The organism is Methanofollis liminatans DSM 4140 (assembly GCF_000275865.1).
Taxonomy (GTDB): Archaea; Halobacteriota; Methanomicrobia; order Methanomicrobiales; family Methanofollaceae; genus Methanofollis; species Methanofollis liminatans.
The window spans coordinates 123,436-141,321 of record NZ_CM001555.1; the positions used below are offsets into that span (position 1 = coordinate 123,436).

Sequence of the window (17,886 nt, forward strand, 5' to 3'; positions counted from 1 at the left end):
ATTTTTATTATTGAAGGGGCACATAGATAGAGAATCAAAAAGCCGGGATCCGGTGCTGTCAACCAGAACCCGGGGGAAAGAAAAAACATGGATGCAATCGTCTATCTGGCACCTATATGTGCTCTCTTAGGCCTTCTTTTTGCAGGGTACTCATTCCTTGCAGTTCGAAAAGAGGGAGAGGGCACTGAGGTGATGAAAAAGATCACCGCGGCGATCCACCACGGTGCCATGGTCTACCTGAACAGGCAGTACCGTGCCATCGCCCTGTTCGTCGTGGTCCTGGCCATCGTCATCGCGGCCATTCTACCGAACGGCGTTCTTACCGCAGCATGTTTCGTGCTCGGCGCCGTGCTCTCGGCCACCGCAGGATACATCGGCATGTTCACCGCCACGAGCGCAAACGGCCGGACCACCAACGCCGCACGCCGCGGCATCGCCGAGGCCTTCAGGGTCTCCTTCGCAAGCGGCTCGGTCATGGGCATGTCCGTCGTCGGCCTCGGGCTCTTCGGGCTTTCCATCGCCTTCATCGGACTCTCGAGCTTCCTTCCGGGCATGGACGAGTACACGATTGTGAACATCCTCGCCGGCTTCTCCCTCGGCGCCTCCTCGATCGCCCTCTTCGCCCGTGTGGGCGGCGGCATCTTCACCAAGGCCGCCGACGTCGGTGCTGACCTCGTCGGCAAGGTCGAGGCCGGCATCCCCGAGGACGACCCGAGAAACCCGGCCGTCATCGCGGACAACGTCGGCGACAACGTCGGCGACATCGCCGGCATGGGTGCGGACCTCTACGAGAGCTACGTCGGCTCGATCATCGCCACCATGCTCCTGGGCGCATCGACCGCGGCGGTCTTCTTCCCGAACGTCTCCTTAATGAACGTCATTCTCTTCCCGGTCGTCATCGCCGCCCTCGGCATCGTCGCTTCGATCATCGGCTCCTTCTTCGTCAGGACGAACAAGGCCGAGTCCAGCGCCATCCACATGGCCTTCAATAAGGGCCTGCTCGTCGCCCTCGCCCTGGTGGTCGTCGCCACCTACTTCGTGACGAACGCCATGCTCGGCGAGTACGGTTTCGGCGTCTTCGTCGCCACCATCTCCGGTCTCGTCGCCGGTTTCCTGATCGGCCAGATCACCGAGTACTACACCTCCTTCGAACGCAAACCGACCCTTGAGATCGCGAAGTCCTGCCAGACCGGCGCAGCGACCAACATCATCACCGGGTTTGCAAAGGGCATGGAGTCCACGGTCTTCCCGGTCATCGTCATCTCCATCGCCATCTGGATCGCATTCACCTTCTCCGGTCTCTACGGCATCGCCGTTGCGGCCGTCGGCATGCTCGCAACCCTGGGCATCTCCCTCGCGGTCGACGCCTACGGGCCGGTCGCCGACAACGCCGGCGGTATCGCCGAGATGTCCCACCAGGACCCCCATGTCCGCGAGATCACCGACACCCTGGACGCCGTCGGCAACACCACCGCCGCCATCGGCAAGGGTTTCGCCATCGGCTCCGCGGCGCTCACCGCTCTCGCCCTCTTCTCCGCATATGCCTTCGCCATCAGCAAGGGCGGAGAGACCATCGTTATGGACATCCTCCACACCCCGGTCTTCATCGGCCTTCTGATCGGCGCAATGCTCCCCTTCCTCTTCTCGTCCATGACGATGATGGCGGTCGGCAGAGCGGCGTACGAGATCGTCGTCGAAGTCCGCCGCCAGTTCAAGGAGATCAAGGGCCTCATGGAAGGAAAGGCCGAGCCGGACTACGAGTCCTGCATCGCCATTTCCACCCACTCGGCGCTCAGAGAGATGGTCGCACCCGGTCTCCTCGCGATCGTCGCCCCGATCATCGTCGGGCTCGTCCTTGGTAAGGAAGCGCTCGGCGGCCTTCTTGCAGGCTCCCTGGTATCCGGCTTCATGCTCGCCATCACGATGGCGAACGCCGGCGGCGCCTGGGACAACGCAAAGAAGTACATCGAACAGGGCCACTACGGCGGCAAGGGCTCGGACGCCCACAAGGCCGGCGTCACCGGCGACACCGTCGGCGACCCGTTCAAGGACACCTCAGGACCGGCCATCAACATCCTCCTGAAGCTGATGTCCATCGTGGCGGTCGTCTTCGCGCCCCTGTTCCTCTAATCTTTCTTTTTTTCTCTGCGACCGCCGTCAGGCGCAAACACCTTCATCTCTGATCAGAACAGAACCCTATGCGCAGGAAACGCTTTCCTGCAGGGGACACTTCCATGCTTCAGATTTTCAAGACCCGGCAGAACGGAGGGGGGACATTTATCGAGGAGCTCGACACCGTCGAGCCCGGGGCATGGATCATCTGCACCGCACCTGACGAGACCGAGATCGCCCGTGCCGCCGGGATCATGGGGATCCCGGCCGAAGACCTGCGGGCGGCGCTCGACGAGGAGGAGCGGCCCCGCATGGAGACCGAAGAGGGACGGACCTTCATCCTGATCGACATCCCGATGCGGATCGCGGGCGGGCCCACGGGGACCTACTCGACGATCCCGCTCGGCGTTGCGATCAACGACGACTATATCCTCACCATCTGCCTCCAGGAAAGCCCGATCCTGCAGGACTTCATCGCCGGGAAAGTGAAGACCTTTTACACCTTCAAAAAGACGCGGTTCCTCTTCCAGATCCTCTACCGCAGCGCCTTTTATTACCTGAACTTCCTCAGGCAGATCGACAAGCGCTCGACCGAGATCGAAAAAGCGCTCCATATGTCCCTGCGCAACGAGGAGTTGATCCTCCTGTTGAACCTGGAGAAGTCCCTGGTCTATTTCTCGACCTCGTTGAAGAGCAACGAGGTGGTGCTCGAGAAGATCCTCAGGTTCAAACCGGTCAGGATGTTCCCGGAGGACGAGGAACTCCTGGAAGACGTCATCATCGAGAACAAGCAGGCGATCGAGATGGCGAACATCTACTCGAACATCCTCTCCAGCACGATGGACGCCTTCGCCTCGGTGATCTCGAACAACCTGAACATCGTGATGAAGTTCCTCGCCTCGGTGACGATCGTGCTCGCCGTGCCGACGATGATCGCGAGTTTCTTCGGGATGAACGTCGGCATCCCGCTCAGCGAGAGCCCGATCGCCTTTGCGATCGTCGTCGGGACCTCGATGGTGATCTCGGCCGTGCTGGTGCTGGTGCTGATGAAAAAGAACATGATCTAAGGGTTGCGGTACGCCCCCTTCGGCACGGAGAGCACAAACCGCGCCCCCTCGCCGGGCATGCCCCCCTCGCGGATCCCGATCCCGGTGAGATCGAGCACCTCTTTTGCAAGGAAGAGCCCGAACCCGGTATGCTGTCCGATACCCCGCGCAAAGATGTTTTTTTTCTGCGCGAACGGGACGCCGACCCCGTCGTCGGCGACGACGATCTCCCCGCAGGTCTCCCTTTCGACAAACGAGACCTCGATCCGGCTCACCCCGCCGCCGTGGCGGAGGGCGTTTTCAAAGCAGTTGAAGAGCACCTTCTCAAAGAGGGGGTCGGCGAAGACCTCCAGGTCCCCGGTGGCGACGGAGAAGGTAATCCCCCGGAAATCAAGCCCCTCGGCGGCGCGGGCGGCGACCTTCCCCACATGCTGCCAGCGCGGCTCCATCACGCCAAGGTCGGCGTAGAGCCGGGTGAACTCCACTTCGCGGCTGATCATCCCGACGAGGTCCCGTATCTTTCCGAGGGTGTCGCGCTGGAAGGGCGAGAGCGACCCGGTATCCAGCAGCAGCCAGGTGTAGCCTGCGATCGCCGTCACCTGGTTGAGAACGTCATGGCGCGTGATCGAACCGAGGAGGTTGAGTTTCCGGTTTGCCTCCCGCAGCGCCTCCTCGGCCCGGCGCCTGGCGGTGACGTCCTGCGAGATGCCGGCAACGCGGCTGACCTGGCCGGCGGGATCGTCCCGTTGGGCCCGCCCTATCGAGAGGATCCACTTCCACGCACCGTCGTCGCAGCGGAGGCGGTACTCCACGGAAAACGCGTTTTCCCTCCTGATTCCCTCGACGATCGCATCCATCACCCCCTCCCGGTCGTCGGGGTGGATGCGGGCCTGCCAGGCGGCGAGATCGTTCTTCGGGACGGTGCCAGAAGGGCCGATGATCTCGCCCCAGCGGCGGTTGTAGGTGATCTCCCCGGTTACAAGGTCATAGCCCCAGACCGCGAGCCCTGCCCCTTCGACAGCAAGGGCGAGCCACTCGTCGGCCGTATGCCGGGCAATCGGAGGGGCACCGGCGAGGGCGATGGCGCACCTGACCGCATGGAGGAGCTCGGCGCACTCGGCAGGGGTGCACCCGCCTTTTCTCACATAGAACGACGCCCCGGCATCGATGGCCTCCTCGAAGACCGAATCCCGGCTTTTTCCGGTGTAGAGCACGAAGGGGACGGTGACGCCCCGCGCCCGCAGGGCCCGGAGAAAGGCGATGCCGTTCATGCCCGGCATCTGCTCGTCGGAGACGACGGCGGCGCACTCGATCCTGCCGACGAGGGAGAGGGCCTCTTCCGCGGATGATGCCCTGATGCAGTCGTACCCCCCGGTCCCCTCGAGATATCCCCCTGCCCGCTCCAGGACGACCGGATCGTCGTCGACGATCAGCACCCTGGCCGTCCCCCCGGCACGCGCCATCATCACACCGAGAGAGCGCGGCCACGAATAAATAACTGGCGGCACGCCCGGTTCAGGAGGGCGCCCCTCAAAATATATCTCCATGCCGGGCCCACAGCGCTGTATGCAGGACCTGCTCGCCCCCCTTCTCTACGCCTTCACCACGCTCTTCGTCATTCTCGACCCCCTGCTCTCGGTGCCGATCTTCGTCTCGCTCACGGCCGGGAGCCTGCCCGAGGAGAAGGCGAGACAGGCCGGGATCGCCGTCGCCGTGGCCGGCGCCCTCATGTACCTCTTCCTGGTCTTCGGGCTCTTCATCTTCGACATCCTGGGGATCACGCTCGCGAGCTTCGAGGTGGCCGGCGGGATCCTCCTCTTCATCCTGGGTATCCAGGAGTCGCTCGGGATCGAGTTCGGGCACGAGGGGAAGGAGCGGCGGTCGATGGCCGGGGTGGTGATCGGCACCCCCCTCCTCTGCGGGCCCGGGGCGATCACCACGGTCGTCCTCCTCTCCACGCGGGTGGGCGCGGTCGTCACCGGGATCGCCATCGGGCTCTGCCTCGGGGCGACCTGGCTCGTCCTCAGGTACGCCGCCCAGATCCAGCGTTTCCTCGGCGAGACCGTCACCGACATCATGGGCAAGGTGCTCGGCATGCTCCTCGCGGCGATCGCCGTGAAGATCATCGTGGACGGGATCGTCGGGCTGATCTGAAAAAAAGATGGGGAGCGCCCGGCCTACAGCCCGGCGAGAAACATCCGGTGAAGCCTGAGGTCGCCGGAGAGTTCGGGGTGGAAGGAGAGCGCCATATGCTTCCCCTGCCGCACCGCAACGATCCCCTGCGGTATCCTGGAGAGCACCTCGACGCCCGGGCCCGCGGCCGCCGCAACCGGCGCCCTGATGAAGACCGCATGGAAGGGATCCTCAAGCCCGAGAACCTCGAGGTCGGCCTCGAAGGAGTCCTTCTGCCGCCCGAAGGCGTTTCTCTCCACCGTGATATCGACGATGCCGAGGGGTGCAAACCGGGTGTCGTTGATCGTTGCGGCGACGATCACCATCCCGGCGCAGGTGGCGAAGATCCCGCCTGTAAAGGAGCGGATCGCCTCCCGGAGTCCGTTTTCACCGATCAGGCGGGCGATCGTCGTCGACTCCCCGCCCGGGATCGCGAAGGCGTCGCAGCCGGCGAGGTCGGCGGCGGACCTGACCTCCACCACCTCGCCCTCGCCCCCGAGGGCATCCACAAACGCCCTCACGTGCTCGGATACGTCCCCCTGCACGGCAAGGACGCCGACCTTCTTACCAGCCACGTTCCTGGAGCCTCTCCTCGTCTTTGAGCTCGTGGACGTCCAGGCCCTTCATCGGGTCGCCGATGCCGCGGCTCACCGCGGCGATCACCTTCGCGTCGGTGTAGTGGTGGACGGCCTCGACGATCGCCTTCGCCATCTTCTCCGGGTTCGTGGACTTGAAGATCCCTGAGCCGACGAAGACGCCGTCCGCGCCCATCTGCATCATCAGGGCGGCGTCGCAGGGGGTGGCGATCCCGCCGGCCGAGAAGTTGACGACCGGGAGGCGGCCCCGTTTCGCCGTCTCGGCAAGGACCTCGTACGGCGCCTCGATCGCGCGGGCGCGGGCCCGGAGTTCCTGCTCGTCCATGCCCTGGAGCTCGCGGATCTCGCCGCCGATCGCGTGCATGTGCCTGACCGCCTCGACGACGTTGCCGGTGCCGGCCTCGCCCTTCGTCCTGATCATCGCCGCGCCCTCGCCGATCCGGCGCATCGCCTCGCCGAGGTTCCGTGCGCCGCAGACGAACGGGACGGTGAACCGGGTCTTCTCGATATGGTATTGCTCGTCTGCCGGGGTGAGCACCTCGCTCTCGTCGATCATGTCGACGCCGATCGACTCAAGGACCTGGGCCTCGACATAATGGCCGATCCGCACCTTGCCCATCACCGGAATGGAGACGGCGTCGATGATCTCGATGACCTTTTCCGGGTCGGCCATGCGCGCCACGCCCCCGGCCTTCCTGATGTCCGCCGGTACGCGCTCGAGGGCCATCACCGCGACGGCGCCCGCATCCTCGGCGATCCGCGCCTGTTCGGCGTTCACCACGTCCATGATGACGCCGCCCTTCTGCATGGACGCGAAGCCCCGCTTCAGGAGCTCGGTGCCGTACCTCAGTTCCTCAAGTTTCATTATTCCTACCTATTGGGCGGTCATGCCAATAAAAATAGTGCGATGATGGCAGATACCGCAAATATCAGCGTTATTCCTCGAACGGACGCTATTATATCGTTTCCACCCTCTGCAAGGCTCCGCTCCCCGGGTCCGATCGCGTAGATACCCCGTTTGCAGAACCGCACCCCGACACCGCCGGCGACCACCGACATCGGCCAGCCGCCGTTGTAGCCCGGCCTTTTCTTCCGGTCGGCGCTGAGCGCCTGCCACGCCGGGGCGAACCGCCCCTGTACCCCGAAATAGAGGAGGCCGACGAGGGCGGTGAGCCGTGCGGGGACGAGGTTTGCCAGGTCGTCGGCCCGTGCGGCGCACCAGCCGAGCCTGATCCGCTCGTCGGTGTAGCCGAGCATGGCGTCCATGCAGTTGATCGAGCGATAGAGGGCGGCGGCGGTCAGCCCGAGGCCGAAGGGGGCGAAGACGGCGAACCAGAAGAGCGGGGCGACGATCGAGTCGGAGAGGTTCTCGGCGACCGACTCGTATGCCGCGGACCTGATCTCCTCCGCGGAGAGGGCCGAGGTGTCGCGCGAGACGAGCATGCCGGCGGCCGTCCGCCCGGCGTCCAGGCCCCCGCCGGCGAGCGCCGCCTCGACCGAAGCGGCGTGCTCCTCCAGGGAGCGCCAGGCGAAGACCGCCTTGAGGAGGAAGGGGGCGAGCACCAGGAGCAGGAGAGGGGGAGCATGGTGCTCGACGAGATAGAAGGGTGCGGCAAACAGGCAGGCGGAGACCGCCCAGAGGACGACGCCGGCCGCTCGCTGGAGGCGCACCGGATAGCGGCCCGGTCTGCCCCACCAGCCCACGAACCTGCCGAAGAGGGCGACCGGGTGGAGGGGCGTGCGCGGGTCGCCGAAGAGCCGGTCCACGACGAGCGCCAGGGCGAGGGTCAGCGCCGCAAAAACCATGCGGCAATCACCCCGAGGACCAGTACGACGAATGCTGCGGCCTCGAAGAGGAGGATCCCGGTGCCGACGTAGAGGATAAAGAGGAGGGCGGCGACGATGACGATGGCGAAGGGCACCACCGGGAGCCGCGGGGCCGGGGGCGGGGGGAGCGGCTGCGGCGGTTCTTCCACCGGGGCCGGGCGCTCCCTGACGGCGACCTTCAGGGCCGAACGGTTCGTGCCGTAGCCGGTGATCACCGTGATCGCAAACATTCCCGGAAAGACGTCGTCCCTGATGATCACCGGCACGTCTGCCAGACGCTCAAGATAGAGATTTTCATGGAAAAAATCGGTGAACCGCGCGGCGTCGGCGGTGGAAAGGGTGAGATGGAGGGGAGAGCCCTCGTTTTTCAGTTTGAGGACCAGGGTGTCCCCTGCCAGGACCTCAACCGATTCGGGCAGGTCGATCGAATTTATTGAGCGTGCATTGAACCGGATTTCACAGGGAACATCCATATTTTTAGTCCTTGTCGGTCTGGGGGAGGAGGTTTGGTATGCCCTCCGTGATGGGGTATGCGACACCGCAGGCGGCGCACCAGAGCGAGCCCTCGACGATATCGTCGCCGGTCTCCTCGTCGACGCGCAGTTCGAGGTCGCCCTTGCAGACCGGACAGCAGAGGATGTCGAGGAGCGAACGCCTCACAGTTCATCCCTCAGGTCGATGATCTGGGTGAGCTCGGGCCCCGTGGAGATCAGGCCGATCGGGGCGCCGATGTCCTTCTCGGCCTGTTCGAGGAAGGCGATCGCCTTCTCGGTCAGGCCGTCGTACGTGGTGGCGCCGAAACAGGCCGGGTCCACGTGGTCGATCCCGGTGATCGCCGCGATCGTGCAGCCGTTGATCATCGCCGAGTACCGGGCCATCTCGCCGTCCCAGCCGCCGATCCGCCGCTGGCGGTGGGTGACGGTGCCGAACTCCTTGAACCCGAGGGCGTCGGAGTCCTCGGCGTTCATCTCGGTCTGGAACGGCCCCTCGCCGACCCTGGTCGGGTAGGCCTTGAAGACGACGACGACGTCGTCGATCCTGGTCGGGCCGACGCCGTTGTCCGCGGCGATCTGCGAGGCCGAGGTGTCCTTGCTCGTCACGAAGGGGTAGGTGCCGTAGTACAGGGAGATCCCGAAGCCCTGCGTCCCCTCGAGGAGGACGTTCTCATCACGGTCGATCGCCGCGTTCACTTCGGCGGCGACGTCGATGATGTAGGGTGCGAGTTCAGGGACGTCCTTTGCCTGCCTGGAGGTGCGGAGGACGCGGTCGGAGTTCGCCGGGCCGCACCCGGTCCCGGTGGATCCGATCTTCTTCGAGAGGTGGTCGCTCGCCTTGTCCCGGGCGATATGCTCCTCCTCGATCACGCCGCAGCGCCCGTCCACAAAGATCCTGTCGCCGACATCCAGGAGTTCGACCTCGCGGAGGAAGACCCGCGGGTCGACGAGAACGCCGCTGCCGATGCAGAGTCGCGCACCCGGGTAGACGAACCCGGACGGGATCATCCGCACGCCATAGTTTTTGTCGCCGACCGTCACCGTGTGTCCGGCGTTCGGGCCCACGCCGCCCCTGGAGATGATCGATGTGTGGTCCTGATGGGCAATATGGGCCACAATCTTGCCTTTTCCCTCATCCCCGAAAAATCCGCCGACAATAATCGTACACGCCATTGCTATATCATGTAATTTGGGGTGATACTTGATGATAAAAGTATATCATCGGGGTTTGCTCCCCTCACTCATTCTCGCACCGGTCATTTTTTCCCGGCAAAAGACAGCGCCTGATATCCCTGAAATAGGGGATATGGAGGAGAGTATGGACGGCCATCAGCACGATGAAGACGATGCCGGTGATATTGTGGAGGTCCACCCACTGACCCCTGGTGACGCCCAGGAACACTTTCAGGTTCGCGACGCCGGTGCTGGCGTGCACCCATCCCCCGCCTGCCGATGGGAGGAAGAACAAGAGGACGATAGACGATAAGGCGACGATAACGAATGCCACGAGCATCGCAAGGTCGACGATCGCATTCACCTGTCTCTTCTGCATGGAAGAGGAGAGGGCGCACCGCCGTATTATACCATTCGCCCTTATCCAGAAATGCAAACGATCCGCCGGTGGAGGTGTTCCCGAAGAAATGGCGAGGTACGAGAGTACACGAAAAATCCTGCGTGCACCGGGGAGGATTCGCGCGGGATCGAACGCCGCGAATATCTCCAGAGTTCCAGTGGAAATAAAGGGGTTATCTGGCTGCCGATTGTCAGACAGCAGGCACATCCGGCCCGGGCAGGATCAAAAGGATTGTTTCCCGGAAAATGAGAAGGAGGGGATCACGGCAGACCGGCGATGAACGCCCCCATCCGCTCGACGGCCAGGGAGAGGTTCTGGCGGCTCGTCGCATAGGAGCAGCGGATATGCCCCTTCCCCGAGGCGCCGAAGGCGCTGCCGGGAACAACGGCGACCTTCTGCTCCTTGAGGAGGCGCTCGGCAAACTCCTCGTCTGAAAGGCCGGTCGTCTCGATCGAGGGGAAGGCGTAGAAGGCGCCCTGCGGAAGGTGACAGGCGAGACCGATCCGATTGAGACCCTCCACGAAGAGGTTCCGGCGGAGGCGGTACTCCCGCACCATCTCGTTTTTGTTCTCTTCGGCCTGCCTGAGCGCCGCATGGGCGGCGATCTGCCCCATCACCGGGGCGCAGAGCATCACGTACTGGTGGATCTTCAGGGCGGCGTCGCAGATCGGCTTGGGGGCGCAGAGGTAACCGATCCGCCACCCGGTCATCGCATAGGCCTTGGAGAAACCGTTGAGCGTGATCGTCCGGTCGCGCAGGTCGTCCATCGAGGCCGGCGAGCAGTGGGTGCCGTCGTAGGTGAGCTCGGAGTAGACCTCGTCGGAGATCAGGACGAGGTCGTGGTCGACGATGATGTCGGCGATGGCGCGGTAGTCGTCCCTGTTCATCACCCCGCCGGTCGGGTTGTTCGGGAAGTTGAGCACCAGGGATTTGGTCTTTTGTGTGACGCGCTCCATCAGGGCGTCGGGCGTCACCCTGAAGCGGTCCTTCTCCAGGCAGGGCAGGGGCACCGGCACGCCGCCGGCCAGGGTGACGCAGGGGGCGTAACTGACATAGGCCGGGTCCAGGACGATCACCTCGTCCCCCGGGTCGGTGACGGCCCTGATGGCGATGTCGGCCGCTTCGGAGACGCCGGTCGTGACGATGATCTCCTCTGCAGGCGAGTAGGAGAGGCCGTACTTCTGCTCCAGGTCGAGGGCGAGCGCCGCCAGCAGGGGCGGGTAGCCCCGGTTCGAGGTGTACGAGGTGACGCCCTGCTCGATCGAGTAGATGCCTGCCTCGCAGACGTTCCAGGGGGTCACGAAGTCAGGTTCGCCGACGCCCAGGGAGACGACGTCCTGCATGCCCATGCAGAGATCGAAAAATTTTCTGATCCCCGAGGGGGGGATCACCCGCGCCCGCTCTGATACGAAGTCCCGCATCGTTCACCTCAGAAGGAGTACGGCAGGCGCTCCCCCGCCTCGCGCTCGTCGTACGGGGTGCCGTTCTCCTTGTAGGTCTTCATCACGAACTGGGTCGTCGTCTCCCTGATCCGGTCCATCGGGGCGATATGCTCGGAGACGAAACGAGCGATCTCCTGCATGTTCTTCCCCTTGACCAGGAGGATGAAATCGTACCGGCCCGAGACCAGGCGGAGGGCCCTGACCTCCCTGAAACGCGCGATCCGCTCGGCGATCTTGTCGTAGCCGAAGTCCCGCTCGGGGGAGACCTTCAGGGCGATGATCGAGCTCACCTCGTCCCTGCCGGCGCGCTCCCAGTCGACGACGGCGGCGTACTTCCTGATGATCCTGGCCTCTTCCATCGCGCGGATCCGCCGTTCTACGTCTTCGACCGTGAGCTCTACCATCGTCGCCAGTTCGCCGGGAGGCACCTGGCTGTTCTCCTCCAGGAGATGGAGGATTAAGAGATCTTTTTCGTCCATTGTCATCACCGGAACGAGGCCCTCAGGCGGTTGAGGTCGACCTGGGCAAGGCGGTCCTCAGAGAGTCTGGGATCCTTCGCGAGTACTTCCTGTATCTTTTTGGTGTTGGTGTCAAACCACATCTCTTTTGTCCTTCCGTACCGCCCTTTGGAGACGACCCGGGTGTTGATCACCCCGAGCATGTTCAGCTCGGAGATCAGGTCGGTGATCCGGCGGTGGGTGAGGGGATCGATGTCGACGATCCGGCTGACGTCCCGGTAGACCCGGGTCACCTCGCCTGAGGTGAAGATCTTCTTGTCCATCTCCTCGAGCAGGAGCATCGAGTAGAGGACGACCTTGCTCTGGGTGGGCAGGGTCGAGATGCACTCGATCATCGAGTCGGTCTCGATCTTCTCGAGGGCCATGCGGACGTGCTTCTCCCCGACGCGCTCGGCGTTCTCCCTGTCGGCGAGTTCGCCCGAGACCCGCAGGAGGTCGAGGGCACGCCGTGCGTCGCCGTGCTCCTGCGCGGCGAAGGCGGCGCAGAGCGGGATGACACCCTCGTCGAGCCCGCCCTCCATGAAGGCCATCTGGGCGCGCTGGGTGAGGATGTCGCAGAGCTGCGGGGCGTTGTACGGCGGGAAGACGATCTCCTCCTCTGAAAGGGAGGAGAGGACGCGGGGGTCGAGGAAATCAGTGAACCGGAGGTCGTTGGAGATCCCGATCATCGAGACCTTCGACTGCCGCAGGTCCGAGTTGATCCTGGTGAGGTTGTACAGGGTCTCGTCCCCGCTCTTCTTCACCAGTTTGTCGATCTCGTCGAGCACGATGACGAGCACCCCGCCGGCCGCCTCGAGCTGGTTTTTCAGCTCGGTGTAGACCTGGTCGGTCGGCCACCCGGTCATCGGGATGTGGGCACGCGCCTTGTCGCTCGGGGTGGCGTCGATATCCTCGAGCCCTTTGGCGATCTGGGCGAGCACCCGGTACTGGGTGTCGATCACCTCGCAGTTGAGGTGGACGACCTTGCACCCGGTGGACATGCTCGCGGCCACCTTCTCGAGTTCTGCCCCGACATACCTGACGCTCGCGGTCTTGCCGGTCCCGGTCTTGCCGTAGATCAGGATGTTCGAAGGGGTCTCGTTCTTCAGGGCCGGGGCGAGGATCGATGCGATCGCATCGATCTGGGGACGACGGTGGGGGAGGATCTGGGGACGGTACGAGTGGCGGAGAACCTCCCGGTTTTTGAAGATCCGGTTGTTCGAAAGGAACTTCTGGAAGAGGCCAAAGGATGGATTTTCGTTCTCAGACATGGTATCAGCCGCGGGTGTTGAGGGGGTTCGGGTGGGCAGGAATAGAGATCATGTGGGGTGTGGAGATATAACCCCTTTGTTTCCACTGGAGTATGCTTATAAAGGTGATCAGGAGGTCGAGAAAAAAACCCGGATCCATCGAGATCCATGCCGCGAACCGGGACCCCTTTATTTCGACTGGAGCATGTGGAAAACAGGTGACCTGTTTTTCTTTACCACAGTGAAAACAGCTTGTTGTAGGGTTATCCACTGGTACTATAAATCTTCTCTGATCTCAGGACAGGGATCGCGATCGATCGCGGATCCCGATCAGGAAGATCAGGGCAGATCGCGACCGATCGCGATCCCGCGATCAGGGGAGAGCGCGGATCCGGGATCAGAACGATCCGGATCAGGGCGATCAGAGCAGATCGCGATCCCTGGATCAGGGAGGTGTACAGATCCGGGATCAAAACGATCGAGACCAGAACGATCCAGGATCAAAGTCCAGGATCAAAACCGGCGATCGCCTTCAAGGTGCAATCGGGATCCTCACTCTTCCTCCCATTCCGTTTCCACCCGTTCCAGTCGAAACAAAGGGGTCGGGGATCGCGCCCTCCCCTCACCCCCGCGGCACAGGAGATATCATAGGGTAAGAACAACACAGGAAGAAGGAGAGACCATGAAACAGGAGCATCTCAGGGAGATCGAGATTAAGACGGCGGTGATCACCGTCTCCACCACGCGCACCGAGGAGACCGATACGAGCGGACGGGCGATCCGCGACCTGCTCGCCGGGGCGGGTTTTCAGGTGAGCGTTTCGGCGATCGTGAAGGACGATATCGGGGCGATCCGCTCGATTCTTGCCCGGACTCTGCCCGAGGCGGATGCGGTGATCTTCAACGGAGGGACCGGACTCACCCCTGACGACTGCACCATCGAGGCGATCGAACCCTTCTTCGAAAAGAAGATGGAGGGGTTCGGCGAGCTCTTCAGGATGCTCTCGTACGGGGAGATCGGGACCTCGGCCCTGCTCTCGCGCGCGGCCGCGGGGATTGCCGGTGGAAAAGCGATCTTCTGCATCCCGGGATCGACGGGGGCGGTAAAACTCGCCACCGAACAGATCATTCTGCCCGAACTCAGGCACATCATCTCGCACGCGCGGGGATAAGCACTTTAGCGGTTCACTTCGAGGAGGGCGATCCGCTCAAAGACCAGGGGCCTGATCCGCCCGCCTGCGGCGGCGAGTTCCTCCCCGGTGATCGCGTAGCGCTTCATCAGCCGCATTTTTTTTGCCTCGTCGATCCCCTCCCAGTCCCCGTCGTCCGGGCGCAGGATCCTCTCCAGGGCCTCCGCGGCCGCGGGGGAAGGGGGGCAGATGCAGACATAGCAGCGGTTCTCCCCCTCGTGGAGGCCGAGGTCCATCGCCACCCGGCACTGCCTGGTCCCCCCCGCATAGAGGAGGGCCTCCATCTCGAGGCTGTTTGCGATCGCCCGGCCCTCGCGCCAGGAGCGGACCGCATGGCCGACCGCCTTCCTGGCATGGGCCTTTCCGGCGATTTTTTCGGCGTCGAAGCAGATGATATGCGTCCCGGTCGCCGCGGCAATCTCCCTGACGCTCTCTAGAAAGGCGGGAATCGAGGGGATATCGGCGATCCCCTGCCTGATCTCACACTCGTGCTCCATTGATCTCTCCTGTATGTGTGCCCGAAGGGTATAAGGGGATTTTTCCGGCACCTCCCTCATGGGATCCGGGGTGGCCCTCCTCTCCCGGCATCGCAGAATTTATATACCGGGTACTGCGAGATGGCGGTCATGAAGATTTCGGTCCTCTCGATGTACTGGAACGAGCCGCAGGGCGGGGGGATCAACGCCTATGTCACGGGGCTGGTGACGATGCTCCGGAACCGCCACCCCGAAAACCCGGTGGACGTCCTCTATGTGCAGGGAGACGGCGATCCCGCCGGGAGGGTCAGGCCCGGCGCCCTGGGAGAGATCGTCGGGACCGCCCTGCACCTCCACCGCCTCTCCCCTGACGTGATCCATGTCCACGACAGCATCGGGCTTCTCCTGGGGGCGGCCCTCTACCGCTCGGTCCTGAGGAGAGGAACGGTGGTCTACACCTTTCTCACCGAGACGAAACGGCCCGTCCATATCAAAGACCGGTTCCTCCGCCTCTTCGGGACGTGCCTGTACTCCTGGGGGATCGGCCGGTGCGCGTGCGTGACCTTCGTGAGCCGGGACCTCCAGACGAAGATCGACGCCGTCTATGCCATCCCGATTGCGCAGCCGACGGCGATCACCTATCCGGGCGTGGAGGCGCGGCCTGTCCTCCCCGGGAAGATCCTGGAGTTCCAGGAGCGGTTCGGGATCGCCGACGGCGATATCGTCCTCCTCTCCCAGGGGGTCACCGTCAACCGGTTCAAGGCGAAAGGGACCGAGGAACTGATCGCCGCCGTCGCTCTCCTCAGAGGGGAATACCCCGGGATAAAACTCGTCCTGACCAGAGACGGGAGGTTCAGGCCGGATCTCGAGAGATATGCGCGGACGATCGGGGTCGCGGACGCCGTGGTCTTCACCGGGGACGTCGACGACCCCTTCGTCCCGCTCGCCCGCGCCGACCTCTACTGCCATATCACCCTGGCCGACGGCCTTCCGATCGCCCTGCTCGAGGCGATGGCGATGACAAAACCGATCGTTGCGTCGCGGACCGGGGGGATACCTGAGGCGATCGCCGACGGCGAGGACGGTCTGCTCGTCGAACCGCGTGCCGGGGCGATCGCGGCGGCGGTCAGGCGGGTGCTCTCCGACCCGACGCTTGCAGAGGCCCTGGGGAGGCACGCACGCCAGAAGACGCTGGAACAGTTCGGGTGGGCCGATCGCTCCGATCTCGTCGCCGGGATCTACACCTCCCTGAAGAGGCGCTGATCACTCGCTGGCCTCGAACGATATATTTTTATATTATTGCCGATATCTGTGCAACTGTCAGATGAATCGGCCTTTCGTTCGTCTATAAATGGTTAAAAGAGCGTTTGGTATTCTTTATCCCGGAGATTTCCAGACAGGCCTGAGGGGGAGCGATGGGATATCTCACATAACGGCGTTATCTGCCTGATCCGGCGCCCGAATGCGCCTGGTAATCTTGAAAACTACAATCAGAAGGGGGGTCATATGGACGTGGGCAGCAGCACAATTTTTCTCACCGGAGGGGGCGGCTTTATTGGCAGCCACCTCACCGAATATTTCGTCGAACAGAACGCCACCGTAAAGGCGCTGGTGAAATACACCTCGCGCTCTGACCGGGGGATGCTCGACCTCCTCCCCCCTGAGACGATGCAGTCGGTGGAGGTGATCTCCGGCGACCTCAAGGACGGGGACGCCATCAGGCGGGCCACCAGGGACGTGGACGCCATCGTCCACCTCGGCTCGATCATCTCGGTGCCCTACTCCTATCTCAGTCCCAGGGAGACGATCGAAACCAATATCCTGGGCACCTTAAACGTCCTCCAGGCGGCCAGGGAGAACGGCGTCGGGCGGGTCGTCCACACCTCGACGAGCGAGGTCTACGGCACCGCCCGCTCGGTCCCGATCGACGAGTCCCATCCCCTCCAGGGGCAGTCGCCGTACTCGGCGAGCAAGATCGGGGCGGACAAGATCGCCGAGAGTTTCTTCTGCTCCTTCGACCTCCCGGTCGTGACCATACGCCCGTTCAACACCTACGGCCCGCGGCAGTCGGCGCGGGCGGTGATCCCGACGATCGTCACCCAGGCCCTGACCGGGAAGGAGGTGCGCCTGGGCGCCCTCGGGTCCACGCGGGACTTCACCTACGTGGGCGACCTGGTCCGCGCCTTCGCCCTCGCCCTCGCCGCTCCCGGCGTGGTGGGCGAGACGATCAACGTCGGATCGAACTTCGAGATTGCCATCCTCGACCTGGCCGAACGGATCCTCTCCCTCTGCGGGAGCGATGCGGCGATCGTCACCGAGCCTGTCCGCCGGCGCCCGGAGAAGAGCGAGGTGGCGCGGCTGTGGTGCGACAACACCCGCGCCCGCGACCTGCTCGGGTGGGCCCCGCAGACCTCGCTCGAAGACGGCCTGAAGGCGACGATCGCATGGATCGCCGGGAACATCGAGATGTATCGGCCGGGTGTCTATGTCAGGTGATGCGATGGTGAAGGCGGTGATCCTCGCGGGCGGGAGCGGCACCAGGCTCAAGCCCTATACGACGGTCTTCCCAAAACCCCTGATGCCCATCAGGGAGAGGCCGATCCTGGAGATCATCCTGCGGCAGCTCCACACCAGCGGCATCGAGGAGGCGGTGATCGCCGTCGGCTATCTTGCCGAGCTGGTCATGACCTACTGCGGCGACGGGTCGCGCTTTGGCTGTCCCGTCACCTATTCCCGGGAGGACAGACCCCTCGGGACGGCCGGGTGCCTGGGGCAGCTGAAGGAGCGGCTGCCCGAGACGTTCCTGATGATGAACGGCGACGTCCTCACGACCCTGGACTATGCCGCCTTACTCGACTACCACCGGCGCCACGGCGGGATCGCCACCATCGCCCTCCACCGGCGTGATATCCCGGTCGACTTCGGGGTGGTCGGGATGAACGGGGGGCAGCGGATCATCGAGTACACCGAAAAACCGACGCTTTCGAACCTGGTGAGCATGGGGGTGTACGCCTTCGAGCCCCGTGTGCTGGACTACATCGAGCCCGGGGCCCACCTCGACTTTCCCGACCTGATACAGAGCCTGATCGCAGAGGGAGAGGAGGTGATGGGCTACGTCTATGACGGCTACTGGCTCGATATCGGGCGGGTGGACGATTATGAGCAGGCGAAGGCGGATTTCGACGTGATCGCTCCGCATCTCGGGATCTGAT

Annotated in this window: 19 protein-coding genes; 7 read left to right on the plus strand and 12 right to left on the minus strand. The window is 63.6% G+C overall.

Features of this window, described 5'->3' with window-relative positions; translation table 11 throughout:
• Window positions 1-87: 87 nt before the first annotated feature.
• Window positions 88-2,130, plus strand: coding sequence for a sodium-translocating pyrophosphatase (locus METLI_RS00590; RefSeq protein WP_004037101.1), 2,043 nt, complete (start codon window positions 88-90; stop codon window positions 2,128-2,130).
• A gap of 104 nt (window positions 2,131-2,234) precedes the next feature.
• A complete protein-coding gene (locus METLI_RS00595; RefSeq protein WP_004037102.1) occupies window positions 2,235-3,179 on the plus strand; it encodes a magnesium transporter CorA family protein in 945 nt (314 codons plus the stop codon).
• Here the strand turns inward: METLI_RS00595 and METLI_RS12280 are convergent.
• Complete coding sequence (locus METLI_RS12280) at window positions 3,176-4,624, minus strand: ATP-binding response regulator (protein WP_004037103.1); 1,449 nt, start codon at window positions 4,622-4,624, stop codon at window positions 3,176-3,178. The two genes, METLI_RS00595 and METLI_RS12280, sit on opposite strands and share 4 nt — an antisense overlap.
• Before the next feature lie 100 nt (window positions 4,625-4,724).
• Between METLI_RS12280 and METLI_RS00605 the strand changes: the two genes are divergently transcribed.
• A complete protein-coding gene (locus METLI_RS00605) occupies window positions 4,725-5,312 on the plus strand; it encodes a MarC family protein (protein WP_004037104.1) in 588 nt (195 codons plus the stop codon).
• Between the two features lie 23 nt (window positions 5,313-5,335).
• Here METLI_RS00605 and pdxT read toward each other — a convergent pair whose 3' ends face one another.
• From pdxT to METLI_RS00655, 10 genes are all read right to left on the minus strand, one after another.
• Window positions 5,336-5,905 carry a pyridoxal 5'-phosphate synthase glutaminase subunit PdxT gene (gene pdxT, locus METLI_RS00610; protein ID WP_004037105.1) on the minus strand — a complete coding sequence of 190 codons (570 nt, stop codon included), beginning with the start codon at window positions 5,903-5,905 and terminating at the stop codon, window positions 5,336-5,338.
• A complete protein-coding gene (gene pdxS, locus METLI_RS00615) occupies window positions 5,895-6,791 on the minus strand; it encodes a pyridoxal 5'-phosphate synthase lyase subunit PdxS (protein ID WP_004037106.1) in 897 nt (298 codons plus the stop codon). Before pdxS ends, pdxT begins: the two co-directional genes overlap by 11 nt.
• A gap of 20 nt (window positions 6,792-6,811) precedes the next feature.
• Entirely contained in the window at window positions 6,812-7,732 is a 921-nt protein-coding gene (gene cbiB / locus METLI_RS00620; RefSeq protein WP_004037107.1) for an adenosylcobinamide-phosphate synthase CbiB, read from the minus strand.
• Window positions 7,714-8,226 carry a hypothetical protein gene (locus METLI_RS00625; protein WP_004037108.1) on the minus strand — a complete coding sequence of 171 codons (513 nt, stop codon included), beginning with the start codon at window positions 8,224-8,226 and terminating at the stop codon, window positions 7,714-7,716. The genes cbiB and METLI_RS00625 overlap by 19 nt, the downstream gene beginning before the upstream one ends.
• Before the next feature lie 4 nt (window positions 8,227-8,230).
• On the minus strand, window positions 8,231-8,413 hold the full coding sequence (locus METLI_RS00630; RefSeq protein ID WP_004037109.1) for a methytransferase partner Trm112: 183 nt from the start codon (window positions 8,411-8,413) through the stop codon (window positions 8,231-8,233).
• A complete protein-coding gene (locus tag METLI_RS00635; protein ID WP_004037110.1) occupies window positions 8,410-9,420 on the minus strand; it encodes an adenylosuccinate synthetase in 1,011 nt (336 codons plus the stop codon). The genes METLI_RS00630 and METLI_RS00635 overlap by 4 nt, the downstream gene beginning before the upstream one ends.
• Before the next feature lie 64 nt (window positions 9,421-9,484).
• Entirely contained in the window at window positions 9,485-9,799 is a 315-nt protein-coding gene (locus tag METLI_RS13305) for a DUF4405 domain-containing protein (protein WP_004037111.1), read from the minus strand.
• 281 nt (window positions 9,800-10,080) lie between these two features.
• Complete coding sequence (locus METLI_RS00645; RefSeq protein WP_004037112.1) at window positions 10,081-11,241, minus strand: aminotransferase class I/II-fold pyridoxal phosphate-dependent enzyme; 1,161 nt, start codon at window positions 11,239-11,241, stop codon at window positions 10,081-10,083.
• An 8-nt stretch (window positions 11,242-11,249) separates the two neighbouring features.
• A complete protein-coding gene (locus METLI_RS00650) occupies window positions 11,250-11,741 on the minus strand; it encodes an Lrp/AsnC family transcriptional regulator (RefSeq protein WP_048103555.1) in 492 nt (163 codons plus the stop codon).
• Between the two features lie 5 nt (window positions 11,742-11,746).
• On the minus strand, window positions 11,747-13,030 hold the full coding sequence (locus tag METLI_RS00655) for an ORC1-type DNA replication protein (RefSeq protein WP_004037114.1): 1,284 nt from the start codon (window positions 13,028-13,030) through the stop codon (window positions 11,747-11,749).
• A gap of 661 nt (window positions 13,031-13,691) precedes the next feature.
• Between METLI_RS00655 and METLI_RS00665 the strand changes: the two genes are divergently transcribed.
• Window positions 13,692-14,180, plus strand: a complete 489-nt coding sequence (locus tag METLI_RS00665) for a MogA/MoaB family molybdenum cofactor biosynthesis protein (RefSeq protein WP_004037116.1) — start codon at window positions 13,692-13,694, stop codon at window positions 14,178-14,180.
• A gap of 5 nt (window positions 14,181-14,185) precedes the next feature.
• Here METLI_RS00665 and cgi121 read toward each other — a convergent pair whose 3' ends face one another.
• The gene (gene cgi121, locus METLI_RS00670; protein WP_004037117.1) at window positions 14,186-14,695 is read right to left on the minus strand and encodes a KEOPS complex subunit Cgi121; all 510 of its coding nucleotides are present in this window, start codon (window positions 14,693-14,695) and stop codon (window positions 14,186-14,188) included.
• Between the two features lie 129 nt (window positions 14,696-14,824).
• Here cgi121 and METLI_RS12285 point away from each other — a divergent pair, with 129 nt between their 5' ends.
• The 3 genes from METLI_RS12285 (at window position 14,825) to METLI_RS00685 (ending at window position 17,885) form a co-directional block, all read left to right on the plus strand.
• Window positions 14,825-15,937 (plus strand): glycosyltransferase family 4 protein, encoded by a 1,113-nt coding sequence (locus METLI_RS12285; protein ID WP_004037118.1) that lies wholly within the window; start codon window positions 14,825-14,827, stop codon window positions 15,935-15,937.
• A 243-nt stretch (window positions 15,938-16,180) separates the two neighbouring features.
• Window positions 16,181-17,170 carry a GDP-mannose 4,6-dehydratase gene (locus METLI_RS00680; protein WP_004037119.1) on the plus strand — a complete coding sequence of 330 codons (990 nt, stop codon included), beginning with the start codon at window positions 16,181-16,183 and terminating at the stop codon, window positions 17,168-17,170.
• Window positions 17,160-17,885 carry a nucleotidyltransferase family protein gene (locus tag METLI_RS00685; protein WP_217178695.1) on the plus strand — a complete coding sequence of 242 codons (726 nt, stop codon included), beginning with the start codon at window positions 17,160-17,162 and terminating at the stop codon, window positions 17,883-17,885. The genes METLI_RS00680 and METLI_RS00685 overlap by 11 nt, the downstream gene beginning before the upstream one ends.
• Window position 17,886 lies beyond the last annotated feature (1 nt).